This is a genomic window from Brevundimonas sp. 01N35, from assembly GCF_056399785.1.
Map to the genome: position 1 here is coordinate 323167 of NZ_JBFTRZ010000001.1, position 19147 is coordinate 342313.

At 68.9% G+C, this 19147-nt stretch carries 22 protein-coding genes; 11 read left to right on the forward strand and 11 right to left on the reverse strand.

The genetic code is table 11. The features are described 5' to 3' along the window. Positions 1-24 precede the first annotated feature (24 nt). From AC1DJ5_RS01560 to trxB, 8 genes are all read left to right on the forward strand, one after another. Positions 25-1353 (forward strand): amidohydrolase, encoded by a 1329-nt coding sequence (locus AC1DJ5_RS01560; protein ID WP_477019455.1) that lies wholly within the window; start codon positions 25-27, stop codon positions 1351-1353. Between the two features lie 22 nt (positions 1354-1375). Continuing rightward, positions 1376-2044 carry a glutathione S-transferase gene (locus AC1DJ5_RS01565; RefSeq protein WP_477019456.1) on the forward strand — a complete coding sequence of 223 codons (669 nt, stop codon included), beginning with the start codon at positions 1376-1378 and terminating at the stop codon, positions 2042-2044. Positions 2045-2112: 68 nt separating this feature from the next. After that, positions 2113-2325, forward strand: coding sequence for a hypothetical protein (locus AC1DJ5_RS01570; protein ID WP_441454097.1), 213 nt, complete (start codon positions 2113-2115; stop codon positions 2323-2325). Between the two features lie 162 nt (positions 2326-2487). After that, on the forward strand, positions 2488-2961 hold the full coding sequence (greA, locus tag AC1DJ5_RS01575) for a transcription elongation factor GreA (protein ID WP_441454099.1): 474 nt from the start codon (positions 2488-2490) through the stop codon (positions 2959-2961). A 4-nt stretch (positions 2962-2965) separates the two neighbouring features. Next, entirely contained in the window at positions 2966-3385 is a 420-nt protein-coding gene (locus AC1DJ5_RS01580) for a VOC family protein (protein WP_441454101.1), read from the forward strand. After that, positions 3382-4371 (forward strand): mitochondrial fission ELM1 family protein, encoded by a 990-nt coding sequence (locus AC1DJ5_RS01585; protein WP_477019457.1) that lies wholly within the window; start codon positions 3382-3384, stop codon positions 4369-4371. Before AC1DJ5_RS01580 ends, AC1DJ5_RS01585 begins: the two co-directional genes overlap by 4 nt. 217 nt (positions 4372-4588) lie before the next feature. Further along, a complete protein-coding gene (locus tag AC1DJ5_RS01590) occupies positions 4589-4933 on the forward strand; it encodes a hypothetical protein (RefSeq protein ID WP_441454104.1) in 345 nt (114 codons plus the stop codon). A 246-nt stretch (positions 4934-5179) separates the two neighbouring features. Further along, the gene (trxB, locus tag AC1DJ5_RS01595) at positions 5180-6187 is read left to right on the forward strand and encodes a thioredoxin-disulfide reductase (protein ID WP_477019458.1); all 1008 of its coding nucleotides are present in this window, start codon (positions 5180-5182) and stop codon (positions 6185-6187) included. A 102-nt stretch (positions 6188-6289) separates the two neighbouring features. Here trxB and AC1DJ5_RS01600 read toward each other — a convergent pair whose 3' ends face one another. Then, positions 6290-6937 carry a hypothetical protein gene (locus AC1DJ5_RS01600; protein ID WP_477019459.1) on the reverse strand — a complete coding sequence of 216 codons (648 nt, stop codon included), beginning with the start codon at positions 6935-6937 and terminating at the stop codon, positions 6290-6292. Between the two features lie 288 nt (positions 6938-7225). Between AC1DJ5_RS01600 and AC1DJ5_RS01605 the strand changes: the two genes are divergently transcribed. Next, positions 7226-8269: an AraC family transcriptional regulator gene (locus tag AC1DJ5_RS01605; RefSeq protein WP_477019460.1), complete on the forward strand. Its 1044-nt coding sequence runs from the start codon at positions 7226-7228 to the stop codon at positions 8267-8269. Between the two features lie 27 nt (positions 8270-8296). Here AC1DJ5_RS01605 and AC1DJ5_RS01610 read toward each other — a convergent pair whose 3' ends face one another. From AC1DJ5_RS01610 to AC1DJ5_RS01625, 4 genes are all read right to left on the reverse strand, one after another. Next, entirely contained in the window at positions 8297-9430 is a 1134-nt protein-coding gene (locus AC1DJ5_RS01610; RefSeq protein ID WP_477019461.1) for a cell wall hydrolase, read from the reverse strand. Between the two features lie 148 nt (positions 9431-9578). Continuing rightward, positions 9579-10058, reverse strand: coding sequence for a Dps family protein (locus AC1DJ5_RS01615; RefSeq protein ID WP_441454109.1), 480 nt, complete (start codon positions 10056-10058; stop codon positions 9579-9581). Between the two features lie 288 nt (positions 10059-10346). Further along, positions 10347-10709: a DUF6481 family protein gene (locus AC1DJ5_RS01620; RefSeq protein ID WP_441454110.1), complete on the reverse strand. Its 363-nt coding sequence runs from the start codon at positions 10707-10709 to the stop codon at positions 10347-10349. Between the two features lie 235 nt (positions 10710-10944). Next, positions 10945-11142 carry a hypothetical protein gene (locus tag AC1DJ5_RS01625; RefSeq protein WP_477019462.1) on the reverse strand — a complete coding sequence of 66 codons (198 nt, stop codon included), beginning with the start codon at positions 11140-11142 and terminating at the stop codon, positions 10945-10947. 428 nt (positions 11143-11570) lie between these two features. Between AC1DJ5_RS01625 and AC1DJ5_RS01630 the strand changes: the two genes are divergently transcribed. After that, a complete protein-coding gene (locus AC1DJ5_RS01630) occupies positions 11571-12584 on the forward strand; it encodes a cell wall hydrolase (RefSeq protein WP_477019463.1) in 1014 nt (337 codons plus the stop codon). A gap of 16 nt (positions 12585-12600) precedes the next feature. Here AC1DJ5_RS01630 and AC1DJ5_RS01635 read toward each other — a convergent pair whose 3' ends face one another. After that, complete coding sequence (locus tag AC1DJ5_RS01635; RefSeq protein WP_441454113.1) at positions 12601-12810, reverse strand: hypothetical protein; 210 nt, start codon at positions 12808-12810, stop codon at positions 12601-12603. 110 nt (positions 12811-12920) lie between these two features. On the opposite strand from AC1DJ5_RS01635, the gene AC1DJ5_RS01640 reads away from it, so the two are divergent. Then, positions 12921-14102 carry an acyltransferase family protein gene (locus tag AC1DJ5_RS01640; RefSeq protein WP_441454114.1) on the forward strand — a complete coding sequence of 394 codons (1182 nt, stop codon included), beginning with the start codon at positions 12921-12923 and terminating at the stop codon, positions 14100-14102. On the opposite strand, the gene nadC is transcribed toward AC1DJ5_RS01640, so the two are convergent. The 5 genes from nadC to AC1DJ5_RS01665 form a co-directional block, all read right to left on the reverse strand. After that, on the reverse strand, positions 14056-14916 hold the full coding sequence (nadC, locus tag AC1DJ5_RS01645) for a carboxylating nicotinate-nucleotide diphosphorylase (protein ID WP_477019464.1): 861 nt from the start codon (positions 14914-14916) through the stop codon (positions 14056-14058). The genes AC1DJ5_RS01640 and nadC overlap by 47 nt on opposite strands. 193 nt (positions 14917-15109) lie before the next feature. Next, positions 15110-16621 (reverse strand): L-aspartate oxidase, encoded by a 1512-nt coding sequence (locus AC1DJ5_RS01650; protein WP_477019465.1) that lies wholly within the window; start codon positions 16619-16621, stop codon positions 15110-15112. After that, the gene (locus AC1DJ5_RS01655; RefSeq protein WP_477019466.1) at positions 16618-17463 is read right to left on the reverse strand and encodes a metalloprotease; all 846 of its coding nucleotides are present in this window, start codon (positions 17461-17463) and stop codon (positions 16618-16620) included. Before AC1DJ5_RS01655 ends, AC1DJ5_RS01650 begins: the two co-directional genes overlap by 4 nt. A gap of 57 nt (positions 17464-17520) precedes the next feature. Beyond that, the gene (nadA, locus tag AC1DJ5_RS01660) at positions 17521-18600 is read right to left on the reverse strand and encodes a quinolinate synthase NadA (RefSeq protein WP_477019467.1); all 1080 of its coding nucleotides are present in this window, start codon (positions 18598-18600) and stop codon (positions 17521-17523) included. A gap of 118 nt (positions 18601-18718) precedes the next feature. Beyond that, positions 18719-19054 carry a GIY-YIG nuclease family protein gene (locus AC1DJ5_RS01665; RefSeq protein WP_441454119.1) on the reverse strand — a complete coding sequence of 112 codons (336 nt, stop codon included), beginning with the start codon at positions 19052-19054 and terminating at the stop codon, positions 18719-18721. Positions 19055-19147: the final 93 nt, after the last annotated feature.

Sequence of the window (19147 nt, forward strand, 5' to 3'; positions counted from 1 at the left end):
GTCGCCGGGATTATGGGGGATGACATGAAACGACTGATGATGACGGCTGCCCGTTCGGCCGTGCTGGCGGCGGTTCTGGCGGCGGGCGCCGCACCGGTGGCGGCGCAGGACGCCGGGCTGAAGGCGGCGGTCAAGGCGGACTACGACGCCAACCTCGCCGCCCTGTTCGACCATTTCCACCGCAACCCCGAACTGTCGGGCCTGGAGGTCCAGACCTCGGCCCGCATGGCGCAGGAGCTGCGCGCGCTGGGCTATGAGGTCACCACCGGCGTCGGCGGCACGGGCGTGGTCGCGGTGCTGAAGAACGGCGCTGGCCCCACGGTCATGATCCGCGCCGACATGGACGGCCTGCCTCTGGCCGAGAACTCCGGCCTCGCCAACGCCTCGACCGTGCGTCAGGTCGACTCGGACGGGGTCGAGAAGCCGGTCATGCACGCCTGCGGTCACGACGTGCACATCACCGCCCTGGTCGGCACCGCCCGCCAGCTGGCGGCGCGCAAGGCCAACTGGTCCGGCACCCTGGTCCTGATCGCCCAGCCGGCGGAGGAGCGCATCTTCGGCGCCCGGGCCATGGTCAGCGACGGCCTCTATTCCCGCTTCCCCAAGCCGGACTACGCCCTGGCCTTCCACGTCTCGGCCGACACGCCGACCGGCAAGATCGAGGCGCCGCTGGGCATCTCTTCGTCCAGTTCGGACAGCGTGGACATCACCGTGCACGGCGTGGGAACCCACGGCGCCTCGCCGCATCTGGGCGTCGATCCGGTGCTGGTGGCCTCGCAGATCGTGGTGTCGCTGCAAACCCTGCGCAGCCGCGAGACCAGCCCGCTGGAAGGGGCTGTCGTCACCGTCGGCGCCATCCACGGCGGCATCAAGCACAACATCATCTCCGACCGGGTGGACATGCAACTGACGGTGCGCGCCGACAGCCCCGAGGTGCGGACGCAGCTGCTGGACGGCATCGACCGGATCACGAAGAACACGGCGCTTGCGCTCGGCGTGCCCGAGGACAAGCTGCCGACCGTGACCCGTTCGGCGCTGGAGAACACCCCGCCGACCGTCAACGACGCCGCCACCGCCGCCCGCGTACGGGCCGCCTTCGTCGCCGGTCTGGGCGAGGACATCCTGATCGACAAACCGCGCACCAGCATGGGCGCCGAGGACTTCGCCTATTTCGTCACCCCCGACAGCGGGGTGAAGGGCGTCTATTTCCAGGTCGGCGGCACCCCCGCCGCTCAGGTGGACAGCGCCCCCGGCCACCACTCGCCTCTGTTCCGCATCACGCCCGAACCGGCCGTCACCCTGGGCGTCGAGGGCTCGGTCCTGGCCGCCGAAGCCCTGATGCCGAAAACCTGAATCCAGGACCCGAGGGACCGCCATGATCGTCGTCCATCACCTGAACAACTCTCGCTCGCAGCGCGTCCTCTGGCTGCTGGAGGAGTTGGGCCTGCCCTATGAGATCAAGCGCTATGAGCGAGACCCGGCCACCATGCTGGCCCCGCCCGAACTGAAGGCGGTTCATCCCCTGGGCAAGTCGCCGGTGCTGGACGACGGCGACATCCGCGTGGCCGAGACGGGGGCCATCGTCGAATATCTGCTGGACGTCCATGATCCCGAGGGGCGGCTGCGTCCGGCGCGCGGCACGGCGGACGGGCGGCGCTTCACCTACTGGCTGCATTACGCCGAGGGCTCGGCCATGCCGCCCTTGCTGCTGAAGCTGGTCTTCGCGCAACTGCCCAAGCGCGCGCCCGCCTTGGTCCGCCCCCTCGTCAACGGCATAGCGTCCAAGGCTCAGGCCGGCTTCATCGACCCTCAGCTCAAGGCCCATGCCGATTGGCAGGAGGCCGAACTGGCCGCCACCGGCTGGTTCGCCGGCCTGCATTTCAGCGCCGCCGACATCATGATGAGCTTCCCGCTGGAGGCCGCCGCCAGCCGGGCCATCGACCTGTCGGCCTATCCCAACATCGCCCTGTTCCTGAAGGCGATCCACGCCCGCCCGGCCTGGAAACGCGCGCTGGAGCGGGGCGGAGAGTATGCCTACGCCTGATCTCGGCGTTCCTCGATCACGGCTTCGCGAGCCCGCAACCCCGACCCGGCGACGGCGTTTAGCCCCCCATGCGCCTGTCCCTCATCCCCTTGGTCGCCGCCCTGGCCGCCGCCGTCTGTCTGGTCATCGCCTTCATGGCGGCGGGCCTGGACCTGCTCTCCGACCTGTTCATGCTGCTGGCCGTGGCCGCCCTGGTCTTCATCGCCTGGACGGCCCTGCGTCGAGCCCGCGATCGCAACATCGGACGCCGGCAAGCCGGCTCGATCCAGCCCGGTCCGTGAGGCCGATCCACAGGAGGCACGACCGCCGCTCCCGCACAGCTCTTGAGTTTAGCCCAAGGGCGCCCTAGTCTCTCGGCCCCGATCACGCGCGCCCCGTGATCGCGTCTGTGCCGATTAACGTCTCTCATTAGTCTCAGGGCGAAACAAGAAACTCACGACACAATGGAAAAAGTGCCGATGACGGCCGAGGGCTACCGTGTCCTCGACGAGCAGTTGAAGCAATTGAAGCAGGTCGAACGGCCGAGCGTGATTGCGGCCATCTCGGAGGCGCGCGAACACGGCGACCTGTCTGAAAACGCCGAGTATCACGCCGCCAAGGAACGCCAGGGCTGGATCGAAGGTTCGATCGCCGACATCGAGGACAAGCTGTCGCGCGCCCAGGTGATCGACGTGTCCAAGCTGTCGGGCAACCAGGTCAAGTTCGGCGCCACGGTCACCTTCGTGGACGAGGACACCGAGGAAGAAGGCGTCTATCAGATCGTCGGCGAACACGAAGCCGACGTGAAACTGGGCAAGATCTCCATCGCCTCGCCGATCGCCCGCGCCCTGATTTCGAAAGAGATCGGCGACGTGGTCGAGGTCAACACGCCCGGCGGCGTGAAGGCCTATGAAATCCTCAAGGTCGAGTGGAAATAAGCCGATGACCGATCCGACCGAGACGCGTTCGCCTTTGGTGTCGCACGTCTCGGTCGGCGTGTCGGACCTGAGCCGCGCCGCGCGCTTCTATGACGCGGTGATGCAGCCGCTGGGGGCGCGTCGGGTCATGGAACACAGGGCGGGCGTGGCCTGGGGCCGCGCCTTTCCTGAATTCTGGGCCACCCACCCGCACGACGGCCATGACGCCGTCAGCGGCAACGGCGTCCACATCTGCCTGAACGCCGACAGCCCCGAAGCGGTCGAACGCTTCCACGCCGCAGGCCTCGCCGTCGGCGGCTTCAACGACGGCGCGCCGGGCTTCCGCCCCGAATACGCCCCCGGCTATTACGCCGCCTTCCTGCGCGATCCGGACGGCAACAAGATCGAGGCCCTGTGCTGGGTCCGCCCGACCGAGACGCCTTGACCCCTCCCCCTTCTTCGCCGCTGGCCATCTGGGTCGTCTCCGACGGCCGCGCCGGGATCGAGAACCAGGCCCTGGGCTTGGCCGAGGCCGTCCGGCGGCTGACGCCCGCCGACATCGCCATCCAGCACGTCCGCTGGCGCCCCGCCTTCGACCGCTGGCCCTCCGGGCTGAAGAGCCCCGCCATGCTGGCGCCGGGGTCGTTCGATCCGCGCGCCGTGACCGACTGGCCCGACCTGTGGATCGCCGCCGGCCGCGCCACCCTGCCCCTGTCGGCCAAGGCCCGCGACTGGAGCGGCGGCAAGACCTTCGTGGTCCAGACCCAGGACCCGCGCTGGCGCAACAAGGCCTATGACCTGATCGTCGCCCCGGCCCATGACGGCCTGTCGGGCGACAATGTCTTCGAGATCGTCGGCAGTCCCCACCGCATCATCGCACAGACTCTGGCCGAGGCCGCGCCCGCCTTCGCCGCGCGCATCGACGCCCTGCCGCATCCGCGCGTCACAGTCATGATCGGCGGCAAGTCCAAGGCCTTCGACCTGCCCGAAGCCCACGCCGCCGCACTGGCCGACCGCATCAGGGCCTCGGTTCAGGCGGCGGGCGGCTCCCTGCTGCTGACCTTCTCGCGCCGCACGCCCGAGGCGGCGAAAGCGGTCATGACGGAACGACTGTCGGCCCTGCCCGGCTGGATCTGGGACGGGACCGGCGCCAATCCCCTGTTCGCCATGCTGGACGCCGCCGACCACATCCTGGTCACCGAAGACAGCGCCAACATGGCCGCCGAGGCCGCCTCGACCGGCAAGCCGGTCCACGTCCTGCCCATGGTCGCGCTGAAGCCCCCCGGCAAGTTCGCCCGCCTGCACGCTGATCTGGAGGCCCACGGCGCGGCCCGCCCCTTCGACGGGACGCTGACGCCGTGGAGCTATGCCGCGTTGAATGAGACCGAACGGGCCGCGCGCGCCGTGCTGGAGGCCTTGGAGACGCGCTAGTCTTCGTCCCGCTGGCCGAAACACAGGACCATGTCGCGCTCGAATGGCCGACAGGCCCCGCCCCTCGGGCGACGAGGTGGCGCCAAGGCGTCGTCGTACCCATATGAAGGGCTCGAACACAGGATTTCAGCCCGAATGCCGTCGGCGGAGACGCCGGCTGATCGGCTGCGCCTTGATTCTCCCCCGGCTCGGCCGCCGCCATTAGAGGACATCCGACTTGATCGAAGAAAACTTCATTCGTCTCTACGCGCATGACTTTAGCCAGATGGCTGGCCGAGCCGAGATGGGACTGGATGTGGATGAAGCGGTGGCGCGGCGCGTTCGCGACGCTGGCGCGCACGCTCAGGTGATGGACCAGCGCAAGGGCAAGGGACATCTGTCCGCCCTGGTTGCGCGTATTCGAGAGGAGGCCGCTCTGTTCAACGGCCGCGTGGTGCGCCAGGGCGCTGACCCCGCCGAGGCGGCGGAGCGTCGTCGATCCTTTCTAGCGAACGTCGCTGATACCCTGGAACGTCTGCGGTCGACGCGTTCGTCGGAGGCCGACAACAAGGCCCTTGCCTGATCGAGCCCTCCGCCCACGCCGGCGCGGCCGTCTAGACCGCAGCCATCCGCCCGCTGCGCGGTTCGTGCAGACCATCGGGCGGCTTCGCGGCGCTAGACGCCGTCGTCGCCGTCCGCCTCGGATGCGGGATTGCGCCGATGCCGATCGACATCAGGACCGCGCTGCTGTCCGCTATCGCCGTCAAATCCCTCGCCTGAAACGGCAAGCGAGCATCGCGCTCGAGGGAATCAGCCCTTAGATAGGGGCATGAGCACGCCCCGTACTGTCCGCCTCGCCGTCATCGGTTCCGGTCCCGCCGGCTGGACCGCCGCCATCTATGCCGCCCGCGCCTCGCTGAATCCGGTGGTCATCGCCGGTCTGCAGCCCGGCGGCCAGCTGACCATCACCACCGATGTCGAGAACTATCCCGGCTTCGCCGACGTCATCCAGGGTCCCTGGCTGATGGAGCAGATGCAGAAGCAGGCCGAACACGTCGGCACCGAGGTCATCCACGACATCGTGGTCAAGGCCGACCTGTCGCAGAGGCCCTTCCGCCTGACGCTGGACTCAGGCGCGGAACTTCTGGCCGAAACCGTCATCATCTCGACCGGCGCCCAGGCCAAGTGGCTGGGTCTGGACAGTGAGGCCCAATACCAGGGCTTCGGCGTCTCGGCCTGCGCCACCTGCGACGGCTTCTTCTATCGCGGCAAGCAGGTCGTGGTCGTCGGCGGCGGCAACACCGCCGTCGAGGAGGCGCTGTTCCTGACCAATTTCGCCGACAAGGTCACGGTCATCCACCGCAAGGCCGAGTTCCGCGCCGAGAAAATCCTGCAGGACCGCCTGTTCGCCCATCCCAAGATCGAGGTCGTCTGGGACGTGGCCGTCGATGAAATCCTCGGCGTCGTCGACGGCGTGGCCCGCAACGTCACGGGCGTGCGCCTGAAGAACGTCAAGACCGGCGACCTGAGCGAAATCCCCGCCGACGGCGTCTTCATCGCCATCGGCCACGCCCCCTCGTCGGAACTGTTCGCCGGTCAGCTGGAGATCAGCGCGGGCGGCTACCTGCGGGTCAAGCCGGGCACGGCCTCGACCCATATCGAAGGCGTCTACGCCGCCGGCGACGTCACCGACGACGTCTATCGCCAGGCCGTCACCGCCGCCGGCATGGGCTGCATGGCCGCGCTGGAAGCCGCCCGCTTCCTCGCCGAGGAAGACCACAAGGCCGCCCACCACCCCATCAGCCACGCCGAAGCCGAGAAGATCGGCGCCTGGTAGGCCTCTAGAACACTCCCTCCCCGCCAAGGGGAGGGAGATGATCCCCCTGCCCGGACGGAGGCCTGCCTGCGCCCGGTGCGGGCAGGGCTCAGGTTCCGCTAATCACCCTGCCCGGCGCCTATGGATGATCAGCGCGGTCCCGGCTGCGAGCATCACCCCCAACAGGAGCATCGTCGACTGGGACAAGGCGGGGACCGGGGCTGCGAACCGTCTTGTAACGCTGACATGATCGAAATTGGCCTGTGCGCCGGGCGCGCTCGTGGCGGCCAGTCGGACCCGCAGTTCTTGTCCGGCGTCCCCCGGCAAGGCCGCATAGCTGACCGCGCCCCGGACCCAGCCGCCTTCTATCGTCGTGGGGGCGACAGAAGCCACCCTGGTCCCGCCCACGACATTGCCCCCGACGACCAGGCCGCCAATCCATAATTCCAGGACCACGGCGCTCTGCGGGCTGCCATTGCGCCTGCCGAACCAGGCGCTGGCGTCATAGGTCTCTCCGACCGCTACAGTCGCCACCCTCTGAACAAGGCCTTCAGTGGCGCCCGCGACCAGGTTGACGAAAGCGACATTGGCGCCGTCTTTCGCGGCGATATGCGCGGGGTTGTTGAACGCGCCGTAATTATTGCCGTCGGCGACGGCGCCCGTCCATGCAGGAATACTGTCCTGCTGTATCTGAGCCGCCGACAGGACGGGACTCTCGAAGCTCGGGTTCGTTACAAGGTTTTGAGCCGCCGCCGGCAGCGCCAACCCCATGATGGCGGCCCATCCCAGCGCCGAAATAAAGACGTTTCGCATTTGGCCTCACCCAGGCAGGACCTCCCGACAGGCCCCGCCTTCCGGTGCCAGCCCGTCGCTCGACACGGAACGCCCGGCCATCTCAATGTGTGAGATGCACAGGCTAACGCACAGACCTTGGCCGCGCCCTTGGTTGCACGGCGACTTCCCTCCGGACTGGCCCGCGCCTGACGGTTCACAAGCGACGATTTGACGGCCAATGAGGATATCGCCCGAACAAGGGGGCCGCCGCCTTCAGGAGTTCTGTTGACCCAATCCCGCACCATCGCCTGGGACGTTTCAACGTCGACACTGCCCGACGCCCTGGAGCGCTATCTGATCGGGATGGCCGACCTCTATGAGGTCTCGGGGATCAGCGCGCACGACCGCGCCCATTTCTTCAACCGCACCCGAACCACGCTGAGCGCCGTAGGCGGGATCGGCGAGGGACGCTCGGTGCGTCAGACCCTGAGCCGCAGCGGCGCCATGCTGAGGCGCTCAAATCTTGACGGCCTGAACCTGCTCCTCAACCGCTCGGCCACCGTCGGCGACTGTGACGGCCGCAGCGTCAGGGCCGAACCCGGCGCCTTGCAGTTTCGCGACATGGGTCGGGTCTCGTCCTCGCGGCTCGATTCAGTTGATGTGATTACCCTCATGATTCCGCGCAACCTGGCCCCGCCGCCGCTGCTGGCGCCGGACCTGCACGGCCTGGCCCTGCCGCCGAATTCGCCTGGGGTCCGGCTGGTAGGCCGCCACATGCGCGTCCTGGCCGACGAGGCCGAACACCTGCCGGACGCGGCGCTGGATACGGCCATCCAGGCCCTGCTCCTGATCGCGGGGCGGATCGCCGGCATAGAGACGCCCATCGGCGGGCCAGAACTGGCGGCCCTTCAAGGCACGGTGCGCCGCGCCGCCGTCGACTATATTGAATTTCGCCTGACCACCCCGGAAATCGGCATCGACGTCGACGCTGTCGCCGCCGCGGCGGGCGTATCGCGAGCGACCCTCTACAGGTCGTTCGACGGCGCAGGCGGGGTGAAGCGCTATATCCAGGACCGGCGCCTGCATCATGCCAGAGCCGCGCTGCGACGCCGCCAGGGCCTGAAGCCGACGATCGCCGACATCGCCTGGACCTACGGCTTCATGTCACAGAGCCATTTCAACCGCCTGTTTCGCGAACGCTACGGGTATCCGCCCTCGGACGTCTGCGCCCCCGAGGTGGAGCGTGACATCGTGATGTCGGACGGCCCGATCCGGCACGATCTCCTCAGCGCCTGGCTGACCGAAATCGGGGACCGGCGCCCGATCTAGCCCGGTCAGCCGCCTCGTCGCCTCCAATCAGGCCGCCGGCTTGCCGACTTCCTCGACGGCCATGGCCGTGACGCCCGGCGGGGTCGGCCCGGCGGCGGCGGCCGGGGCCGCTTCATAGGCCTTCAGACGTTCGTTGATGGCGGCGATCTCTTCGCGGCTGGCCTGGCGGCGGCCGCCCAGGCTGGCGACGCCGACGACGCGGGTGTGGCCGTCGATCTCGACCGTCTTCATCCCCGTCGCGCCGGTGGCCATGGCCGCCTCGACGCTGTCGACGGCGGCCAGCAGCACGCGCGGCTGGGCGAAGCGGGCCTCGTCGATGACCGGCTCGCGGCCCGAGGACCTGTCGGTGAAGGCGGCGCTTTCTCCCGGAGAGCCCTTCCAGCGATAGAAGATGTGCGCCCCGACCTGGGTGATCTTGGCCAGGGTCGGCGACCACCAGGGGTGGACGTAGTCGGCGTGATAGTGCGTCGCCGTGCCCACGCGCTTGGCCACCTGGCCGGACAGAGCCCGCTCGGCCACCCGCGCGGCGCGGTCCCAGGCCCAGCCGATCGGCGCGCGGCTCAGCGACCCGTCGCAGGTGAAGCTGAACTGGCAACCCGTAGTCCGCTCCGCACCCTGATAGACGACGCCGCAGACCGTGCGGGGATAGTTGGGATCGCGCACCCGGTTCAGCACCACCTGGGCCACGCCCTCCTGTCCGTCGGTCGGCTCCAGCGCGGCCTCGTAATAGACCGCCTGGGTCAGGCAGCGCAGGGCGCGCCGGCGGTCGGCCTCGGTGGCGGGACGCAGGTCGAAGGGGACGGCGGGCTGAAGCGCCCCGAAAGCGACGGGCGTGGCCGCGTTCAACTGCTGGGCGGCGATGCCCGACATCCCCTGATCCAGCGACGGCTTGCCGCCCAGGGTCAGGCTCTCCCACCCCGGCGTCAGATCATAAAGCTCGGGCAGGTTCAGCGCCGGATCATGGCGACGCGCCACGAACAACTGCGCGGCGTCCAGGCGCGCCAGGACGGCCTGCAGGCCGCGCGGGGTCAGATCGCCCCCGGTGGCGCGGGCCACGGCCTCGGCGGTGCGGTCGATGTCGGGCCGGGGACTGGAGCTGGCCGACATGGCCACGCCCATGACCGCCAGGGTCGCAGCCACAGCCATGGGCGCCGCGGCCATGGCCCGGCGTCCGGTCGCTTTGAGCTGTGGCAGTCGGCCTTTCAGCATCCAGTGTCCTTCAGCCGGCGCCGTCGAGCGCCGCACGGCGATCTGAGTGATCCACCAATCCGGCGCTTTTCAGGCCCGCAGATTACTGTTCCGTGAGGACCTAACGGTCGCCCAGGCTGGAGCGCAGCATCCAGGCGGCCTTTTCGTGGGCGGCCAGACGCTGGGTCATCAGGTCGACGCTCGCCTCGTCGCCGACTTCGTCGGCGGCGTCCAGCGCCGCGCGGGCCGTGGCGATCAGCACGCCGTGGTCCTTGATCAACTCCTTGAGCATCTCGCTGGCGTCCTTTTCAGGATCGCCGTCCTTGATCGAGGTCAGATTGGCGAAGGCCGAGGCGCTCTGCGGGGCCAGTTCGCCCAGGGCGCGGATACGCTCGGCGATGTCGTCCAGCGCGGCCCAGATTTCGTTGTACTGCATCTCCAGCAGCTTGTGCAGGCTGAAGAACTCCGGCCCGCGGACGTTCCAGTGATAGCCGTGCGTCTTTTGATAGACGGCGAAGCTGTCGGCCAGGACCTTGGACAGCTCGCGCGCGACGTCGTCGCGTGCCTTGGGCTTCAGGCCGGTGTCGATGGAAGCGGTCATGTCTGCTCCTGATGCGTTACGAACAAAGATCCAGCCTGGCAGTTAGGTCTTTTCGCGCGCCAGCCAAGGGCGGGCGACGACCCGTGCGCATGAATCTTCGCGACTGTAACGCTGGGCAGGGCGACCCGTTGCAATCCGCGTCCTTCTCCCCTTGCGGGAGAAGGTGGACGGCGAAGCCGGACGGATGAGGGGTTGCGCGACGCTAAACGCGCGGCCTTCATCCAAGGTGGAGAGACCCCTCATCCGGCCCTGGCAGGCCACCTTCCCCCGCAAGGGGAGAAGGGGTTTTTAGCGCTGACGCGCCTTGCGGGCGGCGTAGCGGGCGTCGCGCGCGGCCTTCTGCTCTTCCTTGGTCAGTTGCTTGCGCTCCTTGCGGGCGGCGCGCTTGGCGGCGTCGACTTCTTCCTGGGCTTCGTGTTCGGCGGCCAGACGCGCGGCTTCCTTGTCGGCCTTCTCGCGGCGCTGTTCGGCCTTCTCCAGCTCGAACTGCTGGCGCAGGGCTTCCTTCTCGGCGGCGCGCTTGGCGGCCAGCTTCTCGAACTCGGGATCCTGGACCGTCGGCTTGGGCTTGAACTTGGCCAGCAGGGCCTTCTTGGCGTCCTGCTGGGCGGAGATGCGGTCGTTGAAGCCGGTTTGTTTAAGGTCTCGCATGCGTAGAGGCGGTCTTCCTTCGAAATCTGATAAGGGGCGACGCCGATCAGTGGCGGCCCGGCGGGCGTGCGGATACGCGAACGGCCCGGCGCGCTGCCAAAGCGGAATCCAGCGCGGAAATCAAGCGTCGCCGCCGTTTCAGGCCCTCAAACTCGCATTTAGAGCCTGAATCGCGTCCAAAGAGGCACATGGGGGCCGGCGCCGCCCCGAGCAAGCGGCGCCGTCGGCCGCCGCTTCAGTGCGGCTTGTCGATATGGCCGAGGGCGGCCCCGACCGCGCCGCCGACCGCCGCGCCGACCGGCCCCGCCACCACGGCGCCGGCGATGGCGCCGGTCGCGGCCTTTTGCTCGACCGTATGTCCGCACGCGGCGAGCCCCAGGGTCGAGACCCCCAGGGCGAGGACGGCGGCGGCGCGGATCGGAAAACGGGTCATCGGGCGGAGAACTCCTTGAAATGGTTGAGCTTGCAACGCCGCCGCGGCCAAAGAGTTCCCTTCTCAGGCGAGTGTCCGTCGAGCAAGTAACTCCTCCCATCCGAATAGCGTTTACGACGCAAACGGCGCCGGTTCGAAATCATCGGCGCGTAACCGAATACAGATTCGATGAGATGTGCTCAAGCAATGACACAGCCTCCTCACAGATCGACAAAACGCCTGCTGTAGGGGCGCGACGGATTGCTGCATCGCAGCGATAACTAGCGAATCAAACACATTGAGGTCATAAACGGATGGCTTAAGGCCCGTCTTCCGGAGGTCGGCCGCTTGTCGATCTCGGGTCCGGAGCCAGTTCGCGGCGCGTCACGTCGCCTGGGTTCGTTGAGTACTGGGGCGGCATCCTCGCCCTGCTGAACAGGACTACGCCTTTGAATTTCTCCTCGCAGACGCGTGCGCTGATGCACGCCGCCCGTTCCGTTCGCCTGCGCCCCAAGACGGCGGCCGCGGCGTTCGGGGGCGTCGTCAGCCTCGCTGTCGGCGGAGCCTATCTGGGCGGCGCGGCCGTCCAGGCTTCGACCGTGCGCGCCCAGGCGGAACGCCTGCAAGGCGCCGGCTCCGAGGGCTACACTCAGGAAGCCATGGCCGCTGCGGCCGGCGGCCTGGACGCCAGCGCCCTCGCCATCGCCAACCGCCACGACCCCTACACCGGCGCCGACTCGGCCCAGCGCGATCGTCAGGCGGAACTGCTGACCGCCCGACTGGAAGACTCCCAGAACGGCCTGCGTCGCGCCAGCCTGACCAGCCCCGCCGCCAAGCCCTTCCGTCTCGGCAGCGCCCTGGATCAGTCGCGCGATCTCGATTGTCTGACCAAGGCCGCCTATTACGAAGCGCGCGGCGAAGGGGCCGACGGCATGAAGGCCGTGGCCCAGGTGGTTCTGAACCGCGCCCGCCACCCCGCCTTCCCCAACACCGTCTGCGCCGTGGTCTTCCAGGGCTCGAACCGCAGCACCGGCTGCCAGTTCAGCTTCACCTGCAACGGCGCCATGCGCGGCGCGGTCAACCGCACCGCCTGGAACCGCGCCCGCGACGTGGCCTCCAAGGCCCTGTCGGGACAGGTCTACGCCGCCGTCGGCAACGCCACCCATTTCCACACCACCGGCGTCTCGCCCAGCTGGCGCAACAGCCTGGTGAAGGTGAACCAGGTCGGCAGCCACCTCTTCTACCGCTTCGGCGGTCGTTCGGGCTCCAGCGACTCGTTCCGCTCTACGCCGCGCCCCTCGACGGCTGCTGACGCGCCGCGCCTGATCCAGGCCAGCCTCAACCCCGCCGAAACCGCGCGCAACGCCGGCGGCGCCGTGGCCTACAACCTGGTCGTCGCGCGCGACAACCTGAGCCAGACCGACCGCGCGGCGACCGCCGAAAAGGCCGCCGCCGCCGAATAAGCGGGCCGGATCGCGTTCAGCGGTCCTGCGTCTTCCACTGCGGCGTCATATTCTGCTTCAGGTTGCCGTAGCGGCCCTGTTGATGCGTGTTGACGTCAGCGTCGCCGGGCTGGCTCGACTGGGCGCCCGCGGCCAGGTCGTGCCGATCCGCCATATCGCTGACCGGCTGCGCGCCGTGATCGGCGAAACTACGTTGCTCCTTGGGGACGGAGGGGACCTTGCTCATGACACCGCCTTTCGTCCCACCTGAAACCGCCTTCGGCGCCTAAGGGTTCCCGGCCCGCTTCTTGCTTCACGGTCGGTGAGGCGCCCTCCCCCGGCGCGGGAGCCGGCCCTTTGACGACCACGACGACCCCCACGCCCCAGCCTGCCGCCTTCGTGCGCGGCGGCGTTCTGGACGCCCTGCGCTTCCTCGCCTCCATGTTCGTGGTGCTGTTTCATTTCGGCGACGAGGCGCCCGTCCCCCTGGCCTCGCTGCACAGCGTCTGGGCGCGCGGCTATCTGGCCACCGACTTTTTCCTGGTGCTGTCCGGCTTCGTCCTGGCCCGGGCCTATGGCGCGGGCCAGGCCTCGGGACAGGTCTCGCCGCTGCGGTTCTGGCTCAAGCGCTTCGCCCGCAGCTACCCGACCCACCTCATCACCCTGGCCATTCTGGCCCTGCTGGTCCTCGCGGCGGCCCTGATCGGGAAAACGCCGGTTCACGCCGAGCGGTTCGACTGGTCGGGCATCCCGGCGCAGATCCTGCTGCTGCACGCCTTCGGCGTCGGCGGCGAGCAGTGGAACATCCCCGCCTGGACGCTGTCGGCCCTGCTGATCTGCTACGCCTTCTTCCCCTGGCTGTGGCGCGCCATGCGGCGGCTGCCCGGGCCGATGACCGCGCTGACGCTGGGACTGACCCTGCTGGTCGTGGGGCAGGCGCTCAGCCTCGCCCTGCTGAAGCATTCCCTGTTCGACCTGCCGTTCCAGTGGGCCATGCTCCGCGCCGCGCCGCTGTTTGTGGTCGGCCTGACCCTGGCCCGCGCGGTCGAGGCCGGTCGCGGGTCGCCGCGCGCGGCCCGCCTGATCGCTCTCGGCGGGGCTGCGGTCCTGCTGGCCAATGTCGCCGTGGCCGGACCGGACCTGATCAGCCTTCTGGCCATCTGCGTCCTGGTGCTGGGTTGCGGCGCCCTTCCCACAACCCTGCCGACCACCCGCCCCATCCCCGGCGCCGCCTGGGGCGCCCGCGTCAGCTTCTGCCTGTTCATGACCCACACCATCACCGGCGCGGTCTGGTTTGGCGGCCTCCAGCCCCTGATCGAGCGCTTCCACCCCGCCGCCGCGACGGTCGCCTGGCAGGCTTGGGGGCTATGGGTGCTGGCCTTGGTGGCCGCCCTGGTCGCCGCCGATCTCTACAACCGGCTGATCGACGCCCCGCTGCAACGGGCCATCCGACGCCGCTGGTTCAGCCCGCCCGCCGTCAGCGCCCCGACCCTCAGCGCGCGTCCAGCCCCACGTCCAACTGCGCAACAGAGTGCGTAAGCGCCCCGACCGAGATCACGTCCACCCCGGTCGCCGCGATCGCCGCCACGGTCGTCAGGTTGACCCCGCCCGAGGCCTCCAGCGTCACGGGACCGAAGGCGCTGGCCTTCACCCGGCGCACGGCCTCCTCCAGATCGGCCAGACTGAAATTGTCCAGCATGATGACGTCGGGCCGTTCGATCAGCACCTCGTCCAGTTGGTCCAGCCCGTCGACCTCGACCTCGACCTTCATCAGGTGCGGGGCAAAGGCCTTGGCGCGGCGCACGGCCTCACCCGCCCCGCCGCAGACGGCGACGTGGTTGTCCTTGATCAGGATGGCGTCATCCAGCCCGAAGCGGTGGTTCAGCCCGCCGCCGCAGGCCACGGCCTGCTTCTCCAGCGCGCGCAGGCCCGGCGTGGTCTTGCGGGTGTCGGCGATCCGCGCCTTCGTTCCCGCGACCGCCTGAACATAGGTCCGCGTCAGGGTGGCGATGCCGCACATCCGGCCCAGCAGGTTCAGCGCCGTCCGTTCCGCCGCCAGTAGGGCGCGGGCGTTGACCTCGACCGCGACCAGCACAGTCCCGGCCTCGAAGACCTCGCCGTCGGCGACCTTCACCTTGACCTTGGCGTGAGGGTCCATGGCGTGGACCGCGATCCGCACCACGGCGCCGCCGGCCATCACCCCGGCCTGCCTTGCAGCGAAGACGGCGCTCATCCGCGCCTCCTCGGGGATGCAGGCCTGAGCCGTCACGTCCCCGGTGCGGCCCAGGTCCTCGGCCAGGGCCATCCGCACGACGGGCTCGATCAGCAGGTCCGGCAGGGTTCGGGTCATCATTTTTCACCAATCCTCCCCTGTCCCCGACGGGGGAGGGGGACCACGCGCAGCGTGGTGGAGGGGGCGGCGACAACCGCCCCGGTCTGTGTTTTTTCGGCGCTCAACGACGGATAGGCAAGTGCGCGAGTCCGCCCCCTCCACCACTGCGTGGTCCCCCTCCCCCGCTGCGCAGGGGAGGATCGTGGTGCGCCCGTCACGTCGCTTCCAGCACGGCGGGCGTCAGCCGCATCCGCGTATGCTCGGCCGTCGGCAGGCTGTCGGGATAGTCGGCGCGGTAATGCCCGCCCCGGCTCTCGCGCCGGTTCAGCGCCCCCTCGGCGATCAGCCGCGCGGCGGTCAGCACCACAGCCTCTGGGTTCGCCCCGGCCAGCCGGTCGATCACGGCGATCAGGGCCGTCAGCCCCGCCTCGTCGCGCACCACCCCCGCGAACCGGGTCATGGCGGCGCGCAGTTCGGCCATCGCCTCGGGCGGTAAATCCTTGGACGCCCGCGCCTTCTTCAAGGCGACCTTGGCCGGTTGCACCTCCTGCGCCGCCGCCCGCCCGGCGCGTCGTCCGAAAGCGCCCGCTTCCAGCAGGGAGTTGGAGGCCAGACGGTTGGCGCCATGCACCCCGGTCGCGGCGCACTCGCCGATGGCGTAAAGGCCGGCAACCGTCGTCCGTCCCTCGTCGTCGGCGACGATGCCGCCCATGTGGTAGTGCGCCGCCGCCGCCACCGGAATGGGGCTGATGCGCGGGTCCAACCCGGCGCGCATACAGGCGGAAAACACCGCCGGAAACTCGTGCGGGAAGCCCTCGCCCACCGCCTTGGTCGCGTCCAGAAACGCGCCGCGTCCGTCGGCTCGTGCGGCGTGCACCACCCGCGCCACGATGTCCCGAGGGGCCAGATCGGCGTCGGCGTCCTCGCCCAGCAGGAAGGCGCCGCTCCCATCCACCAGCCGCGCCCCCTCGCCGCGCAGAGCCTCGGTCGCCAGCGGCGCCGGGTCCAGCCCGACGTCGATGGCGGTGGGGTGGAACTGCACGAACTCGGGGTCGAGGATTTCAGCCCCCGCCAGATAGGCCAGCGCCAACCCCTCGCCGCGCAGGGCCGAGGGGTTGGTCGTCACTTCATAGAGGCCGCCAACGCCGCCCGTGGCCAGCACCACGGCTGGCGCAAAGACCTCATCCACGCGCCCGCCGGCCCGCTCGATCAGGGCGCCGCGCACCCGGCCGTTCACGTCCTGGATCAGGCCGCGCAGCCGCCCGTCCTCCCATATTTCGATATGTTTGGAGGCCCTTGCTGCGGCCACCACCGCCGACAGGATGGCCCGCCCGGCGCCGTCGCCGCCGACCCGCGCCACGCGCGGCAGGCTGTGCGCCGCCTCAAGCGACACGGAGAAGCCGCCCGCCGCGTCCCGGTCGAAGGGCGCGCCCAGCGAGGCCAGCCATTCCACCGTCTCGCGTCCGCGCTCGGTCAGGGCTCGCGCCGCCTCGGGCTCGACCAGACCGGCGCCCGCGCCCTCGGTGTCTTTCGCATGCAGGGCGGCGCTGTCCCTGGGCGACAGGGCCGCCGCCATCCCCCCCTGCGCCCAGGCCGAGGAACAGGCGTTCAGCAAGGGCTCGGGCGTCACCACCAGGGTCTTCGCCGGGGCCGCCTCCAGCGCCGCCGCCAGTCCCGCCAGCCCGCCGCCGATGATCAGCGGCCCGTCATGCCGGATACGGCTCATCCCTTGAGCCCGAGATAGCTCATGCCGATACGCAGCGCCTCGACGCTGGACCCGTCCGCCAGCGGCAGCAGGGCGCCGAAGGCCGCCGCCGCGCAGGCCGCCGCCGTCAGCAGATAGAGGGCCAGGCTCTGGCCCGCCTCGGGCCAGCTCAGCCTGCCCCAATGCTCGCGCCAGACGCCGCGCTTCAGATGACTGAACACGGCGAAGCCGAGGAAGACCGCCAGGATGAACCGCCCCGTCGACAGCCCCCACCAGACCGCCAGACCGCCGACGGCCAGAAGCGCCACCTGCTCCAGCCGCGGATGCACCCGCGTCAGCACCGGTCCCAACGCCTTGGACCCGTCCAGCGGCGGCGCCGGTAGCAGGTTCACCAGATTGAGCATGGCGATAAAGAAGGCCCCGACCAGCCAGGCCTTGCCCCCCGTCGCCGCCCACAGCCCGACAAACGGCAGCATCGCCACCAGCCCGAAGGCCGGCCCCGCCAGCGACACCAGCACCCCGTGCCATTCGCTCTTGGGATTGCGTTGCCCCCTGGCCAGGCCGCCGAGGAAGGGAATGACATAGATGCGCGCCGGTCCCATGCCGACGCGGTTCATCGCCAGAACGTGTCCGTATTCATGCACGAACAGGCCGATCAGAATGGCCACGGCCACGACCCAGCTGCCCGTCACCCACCACAGGAAACCGCCCATCAGCAAAGTCGAGACGATGGCCCAGGCGGGATGCTGGCCCTTGTCCTCCAGCGGCGCGGCCTTGCGGGCGCGCACGGGTTCGGGCGCGGCCTGTTCAGGCGCGGCGTCCCAGGGACCGGGACGACGAGTAGGGTTTTCAGCTTCGCTCATGGCGTCGAACTGGGCTTGCAACGACCGGCCCGCAACGGGCCGCATCGCCGCAGGACCTCAGATCAGCTCCACATCGACGTGATGACGGGCCTTGACCAGGTCGTAGCGCGCCGGAATCGCCGGCGGCGGCAGGTCGATCATCCGCTGCACCGCCAGACGCCCGCGCTCGGCCATTTCCGGCTCCACCGTCACCTCGAACTGCATGTATTTGAGGCAGTCGCGGATGTTTTCCAGCGTGATGCGCTTCATGTGCGGGCACAGGTTGCACGGGCCGATGAAGTCGACGCCGGGCACGTCGCCCTTGACGTTCGAGGCCATCGAGCACTCGGTGATCATCACCACCTGCTTCGGCTTGCGATCGACCACATAGTCGATCATCGCCGCCGTCGAGCCGGCGAAGTCCGACGCCGCCAGAACCTCCTCGGGGCATTCAGGGTGGGCCAGGATTTCCGCGCCGGGATAGGCGGCGCGCATCTCGGCGATGTCGTCGGCGGTGAAGCGCTCGTGCACCTCGCAGCGGCCCTTCCAGGCGATGATGCCGACATTCGTCTGCGCCGCGACGTTGCGCGCCAGATACTCGTCGGGGATCAGGATGACCTTGTCGACGCCCCATTCCTTCGCCGCCCACTCCACCACCTGAACGGCGTTGGCCGAGGTGCAGCAGATGTCGGTTTCGGCCTTCACGTCGGCGGTCGTGTTGACATAGGTGATCACAGGCAGACCGGGGTAGCGCTGCTTGATCAGCCGCACGTCCGCGCCCGTGATCGACGAGGCCAGCGAGCAGCCCGCGCGCAGGTCGGGGATCAGCACGGTCTTGTCAGGGCTCAGAATCTTCGACGTCTCGGCCATGAAGTGCACGCCCGCCTGGACGATGACCTTGGCCTTGGACTGGGCGGCCTCCTTGGCCAGCCCCAGGCTGTCGCCGACATAGTCGCCGACCCCGTGGAAAATCTCCGGCGTCATGTAGTTGTGAGCCAGGATGACGGCGTCGCGTTCTTTCTTCAGCGCGTTGATCTCGCTGATCAGCTTCGCCTGTTCCGGCCACTCCAGCGGCGTCACCAGACCCTTGACCTTCTCCCACACGGGAGCGGTCTCTTCCGCCAGTTCCTTCGACAGACCGAAAGCGCCGTCCGCCATTTTCGTCACTCCCTGGCCGCCACTGCGCGGCCCCGACTTATGCTCAAAGTTAGCATAAGCAGGCGCAATGTAGTCCACCCGGCGCACGGTGCAAGGGAAAAGGGCGAAACGCCCCTCTCTACAAGGTCTCGGCGCTCAGGCGCGCGATCCACAGGGCGGCGCGCTTCTTCAACTCGTCCTTGCGGGCCATATCCGACAGGTCGGGCGCCAGACGGTCGAGTTGCTCGAAGCGGAAGCTATCGGCGCCATGGGCGTTCCATTCGGCCTGAAGCGACCTGTAGGGGCTGCCGCCCATCTTCAGCGCGAACCACAGGCCGTTCTGCTGGGTGTCGATGTGGCGGCTCTGGCCCACCCAGGCCCGGCCGGTGGCGGAGCAGAGGACGGCGAACACCCCGGAGACGGTTTCGCGGTCCTTGTAGTCGTTGATGAGCGCCTTGCGGTCTGCGGACGTCATGGACGCCTCCTTTTGTTTTACCCGGATTAAATAGCAGGAATTATTACCCGGGTAAATCCTACGCTGCATCACCCCCGCGCCGCTCAGCGACGC

What these genes read in the sequence shown, in the direction of transcription:
- AC1DJ5_RS01560 (WP_477019455.1), top strand. Translation starts at nt 25, where the DNA reads ATGAAACGACTGATGATGACGGCTGCCCGTTCGGCCGTGCTGGCGGCG.
- AC1DJ5_RS01565 (WP_477019456.1), top strand. Translation starts at nt 1,376, where the DNA reads ATGATCGTCGTCCATCACCTGAACAACTCTCGCTCGCAGCGCGTCCTC.
- AC1DJ5_RS01570 (WP_441454097.1), top strand. Translation starts at nt 2,113, where the DNA reads ATGCGCCTGTCCCTCATCCCCTTGGTCGCCGCCCTGGCCGCCGCCGTC.
- greA (WP_441454099.1), top strand. Translation starts at nt 2,488, where the DNA reads ATGGAAAAAGTGCCGATGACGGCCGAGGGCTACCGTGTCCTCGACGAG.
- AC1DJ5_RS01580 (WP_441454101.1), top strand. Translation starts at nt 2,966, where the DNA reads ATGACCGATCCGACCGAGACGCGTTCGCCTTTGGTGTCGCACGTCTCG.
- trxB (WP_477019458.1), top strand. Translation starts at nt 5,180, where the DNA reads ATGAGCACGCCCCGTACTGTCCGCCTCGCCGTCATCGGTTCCGGTCCC.
- AC1DJ5_RS01600 (WP_477019459.1), bottom strand. Translation starts at nt 6,937, where the DNA reads ATGGGGTTGGCGCTGCCGGCGGCGGCTCAAAACCTTGTAACGAACCCG.
- AC1DJ5_RS01610 (WP_477019461.1), bottom strand. Translation starts at nt 9,430, where the DNA reads ATGGCCGCGGCGCCCATGGCTGTGGCTGCGACCCTGGCGGTCATGGGC.
- AC1DJ5_RS01615 (WP_441454109.1), bottom strand. Translation starts at nt 10,058, where the DNA reads ATGACCGCTTCCATCGACACCGGCCTGAAGCCCAAGGCACGCGACGAC.
- AC1DJ5_RS01620 (WP_441454110.1), bottom strand. Translation starts at nt 10,709, where the DNA reads ATGCGAGACCTTAAACAAACCGGCTTCAACGACCGCATCTCCGCCCAG.
- AC1DJ5_RS01625 (WP_477019462.1), bottom strand. Translation starts at nt 11,142, where the DNA reads ATGACCCGTTTTCCGATCCGCGCCGCCGCCGTCCTCGCCCTGGGGGTC.
- AC1DJ5_RS01635 (WP_441454113.1), bottom strand. Translation starts at nt 12,810, where the DNA reads ATGAGCAAGGTCCCCTCCGTCCCCAAGGAGCAACGTAGTTTCGCCGAT.
- nadC (WP_477019464.1), bottom strand. Translation starts at nt 14,916, where the DNA reads ATGATGACCCGAACCCTGCCGGACCTGCTGATCGAGCCCGTCGTGCGG.
- AC1DJ5_RS01650 (WP_477019465.1), bottom strand. Translation starts at nt 16,621, where the DNA reads ATGAGCCGTATCCGGCATGACGGGCCGCTGATCATCGGCGGCGGGCTG.
- AC1DJ5_RS01655 (WP_477019466.1), bottom strand. Translation starts at nt 17,463, where the DNA reads ATGAGCGAAGCTGAAAACCCTACTCGTCGTCCCGGTCCCTGGGACGCC.
- nadA (WP_477019467.1), bottom strand. Translation starts at nt 18,600, where the DNA reads ATGGCGGACGGCGCTTTCGGTCTGTCGAAGGAACTGGCGGAAGAGACC.
- AC1DJ5_RS01665 (WP_441454119.1), bottom strand. Translation starts at nt 19,054, where the DNA reads ATGACGTCCGCAGACCGCAAGGCGCTCATCAACGACTACAAGGACCGC.